The following is a 3,062-nucleotide window of genomic DNA, read 5'->3' as shown; positions in this document are numbered from 1 at the left end:
ATCAGGTTTCCAAATTCTTCTCCATATCCGGTGCTTCCTCTTGGATTGGTATAGAGGACGACATAGCCGGCGGCAGCCATTGATTGCAATTCATAAGTGAATGATTTGCCATACATCGTGAAAGGGCCACCGTGGATTTCGAGGATCATCGGGTATTTTTTATTCGGGTCAAAATCAGGCGGCGTGATGATCCATCCCTGAACTTTCCTTTTGTCAAAGGATGATTCCCACCAGATTTCTTCCACACTTCCTATTTTTCTTGAGTTAAATAAATCCTCATTGACTCTTGTGAGCCGGTTGGTATTTCCATCTCCCCAAGTACCCAAATCCGCCGGATGGTCCGTTCCTCCAAGGGTGTAGGCAAACCTGTTTGTAGCAGAAACTGTAAACTGACCCACGACATATGGCCTTCCTAGATCCAAGCCCCCAAGTCCCTCGGTGATGGTCCGCACTTTTCCTGTCAAGGCAACATGGCCTATTTTGATATCTCCATGTTCGCCATATTGGAAATAGATTCCACGGCTGTTTTCTTCCCAAGCAATATTTTCAATGTCTCTATCAAGGTCTCCTCCAAGCATTTTGGAGTCGGAACCATCCGCATTCATGACATAGAGTTTGGTTACTTGATATCCCTGGAATCGGTCATCAAATCCTAAATAGGCAATCTTGGTTCCATCTGGAGATAAAACCGGATTGGAATCCGGACCAAATCTTTTGGTCAAGGGAGTGATTTTTCCATCTGCAATGGTAAGCCGGTAAACTTCTGAATTCAACGGTTCGAGTTCATGCTTTTCGTGGAGGTTTGCCGAAAAGATCAAAGACTTTCCGTCTTTGGACCAAATCGGATTTCCATGGTTCATTTCAGAAAAAGTGAGTTGCGTAGGTTTTCCTCCGTCGATTCCCAAAGTAAAAATCTGCGTATTGCCGCTTTTCAAATAACCCGCACCATCGCTCCTGTAATTCATTTGATCAATGTAAATCGGCGCATCGTTCCATTTTGCTCCCTCAGGTTTTGTGGGGATTTTTAGCAAAGTTGACTTGTTTTCTTTTGGGACAAACATGGAAAAAGCAAGTTGCTTATCGTCCGCCGACCAAGAAACCTCACCGGGTGCTATGGCTGTATTGGTCAAAGCGACTGTTTCTTTGGTGTCTAGGTACATCAGGAAAAGCTTCATTTTTTCATCCTGCATGTTGGATTTGAAGACAATCCTGCTGCCGTCATGTGACCATCTTGGCATAAAATCACGGTGATTGCCTTGGGTCAGCGGCCTGTTTTGACTTCCGTCAAAATTGACCATCCAGAGATTGGAGAGATCACTGTCAGTCATGATATCCTTGAAATTGCGGACATAGATGATCTTGCTGCCATCCGGTGAAATCTGCGGATCGGAGACATATTCCAGATCAAAAAGATCCAAGAGTGCTAAGTTGGACTTTGTCTGTCCCAATGCTTCAAAAGAAAGCAGGAGAAAAAATAGCGGAAGATAAAATAGGAGGCGTTTCATATTGGGGAAGTTTGATTGATTAAGAAAATGGATTTTGGTTGAAATCGAAATTAATATAAGGCATTCCTTTTTAATAGCCTAAAGTGAAAACCAAATGAAATACCCAAACTCAGATTGAGTATGGAAAGGAAAGTACAGGATTCTTTTCGTAATGGAAAATTGCAGATTTCAGAGTATATTCATTTTTAAAACCAAACAGTCATTTCATTTATAGAATACTGCTATTGTCTTTCTTTAGAAATCCTGTCCTTGCTCTTGATTCAAAAATATACCCTATCAGGTATATAAATCATTATTTTTAATATTTTATACCTTTTATGGTATAAATAAATACAAAAACTCTATTTTTACACCCGATAAGGTATAGATTATGGAATTAGCCAAATTTGTCAAAGAGAAAAGAAACGCCGTGAAGCTAACCCAACCGGAGTTGGCCTTAAAAGCAGGCGTCGGATTACGGTTCCTTAGGGACTTGGAACAAGGAAAAAAAACCTTGAGAATGGATAAAGTAAACCAAGTCCTATCCATGTTTGGACATCAATTAGGCCCGGTACCTGAAACCAAAATAGACGATGAGCAATAGAACTGCAAATGTACTCATGCATGGTATTCCGGCAGGAAAATTTGTTCAGGACGATACGGGGTATCATTTTACTTACACGCCTGAATATCTTGAAAGGAAGGGAGCTGAACCAATAAGCCTTACACTGCCACTGCAGCAGGAGTCTTTTCATTCCCTGACCATGATTCCGTTTTTTGATGGATTGATTCCGGAAGGTTGGTTGTTGGATATTGCGGTTAAGAATTGGAAGTTGGATGTCCGTGATCGGATGGGGCTTTTATTGCTTTGCTGTAAAGACACAATAGGAGCAGTGAGTATCGAACCTGAAAAAGTGCTGACATAATGGAAAAAAGATGCCTTTATTGCTATCAGCTATTGGCTGAATCTGAAACGGATTTCCATGCCAAATGCAGCAGAAAAATTTTCGGATCAGCCATTCCTCCGGAACTTCCTTTTTCTGAAGAAGAAATGGAGCCCTTAGCAAAAACTGTGATCGAAAATCAGACAGGATTGACAGGAGTTCAGCCTAAGCTTTCTCTACATTTGAACACAGAAAAAAATGGTCCCGGTCGGTTTACAATTGTGGGACTTTGGGGTGGCTATATTCTAAAACCTGCCTCTTTCAATTATCCCCAACTTCCGGAGGTGGAAGACCTCACGATGCATTTGGCCCAGATCGCCAAGATCAAAGTTGTCCCACATTCCCTCATCAGAATGAAATCCAGTAATCTAGCCTACATCAACAAAAGAATAGACCGGTCAAAAAAAAGTAAAATCCACATGGAAGACATGTGTCAGCTGACACAAAGATTAACCGAGGATAAATACAGAGGTTCATATGAACAGATAGCCAAGACAATCCAAAAATATTCTAAGACACCAAAATTAGACTTGGTCAATTTTTACGAAGAGGTTTTGTTCTGCTTTTTGACAGGAAATGCCGACATGCACCTTAAAAATTTCTCTCTGATCTATCAGCCAGGTCTAGGTCCGGT

Annotated in this window: 4 protein-coding genes; 3 read left to right on the top strand and 1 reads right to left on the bottom strand. The window is 41.3% G+C overall.

All coding sequences use genetic code 11. The features are described from left to right. Positions 1-1,505 (bottom strand): S9 family peptidase (locus tag ACZFYI_RS18150; RefSeq protein WP_462525538.1); only part of this gene is annotated, 1,505 nt, incomplete at its 3' end. Between the two features lie 370 nt (positions 1,506-1,875). Here ACZFYI_RS18150 and ACZFYI_RS18145 point away from each other — a divergent pair. From ACZFYI_RS18145 to ACZFYI_RS18135, 3 genes are all read left to right on the top strand, one after another. Next, on the top strand, positions 1,876-2,088 hold the full coding sequence (locus ACZFYI_RS18145) for a helix-turn-helix transcriptional regulator (RefSeq protein WP_462525537.1): 213 nt from the start codon (positions 1,876-1,878) through the stop codon (positions 2,086-2,088). Beyond that, a complete protein-coding gene (locus ACZFYI_RS18140) occupies positions 2,078-2,410 on the top strand; it encodes a HipA N-terminal domain-containing protein (RefSeq protein WP_462525536.1) in 333 nt (110 codons plus the stop codon). The genes ACZFYI_RS18145 and ACZFYI_RS18140 overlap by 11 nt, the downstream gene beginning before the upstream one ends. Then, positions 2,410-3,062, top strand: a 653-nt coding sequence (locus ACZFYI_RS18135; protein WP_462525535.1) for a HipA domain-containing protein, incomplete at its 3' end; no start/stop codon positions are given. The genes ACZFYI_RS18140 and ACZFYI_RS18135, both read left to right, overlap by 1 nt.

Source organism: Aquiflexum sp. (genome assembly GCF_977115555.1).
Note: the sequence above shows the minus strand (reverse complement) of the source record. Positions and strands in the feature narration are given on the sequence as shown.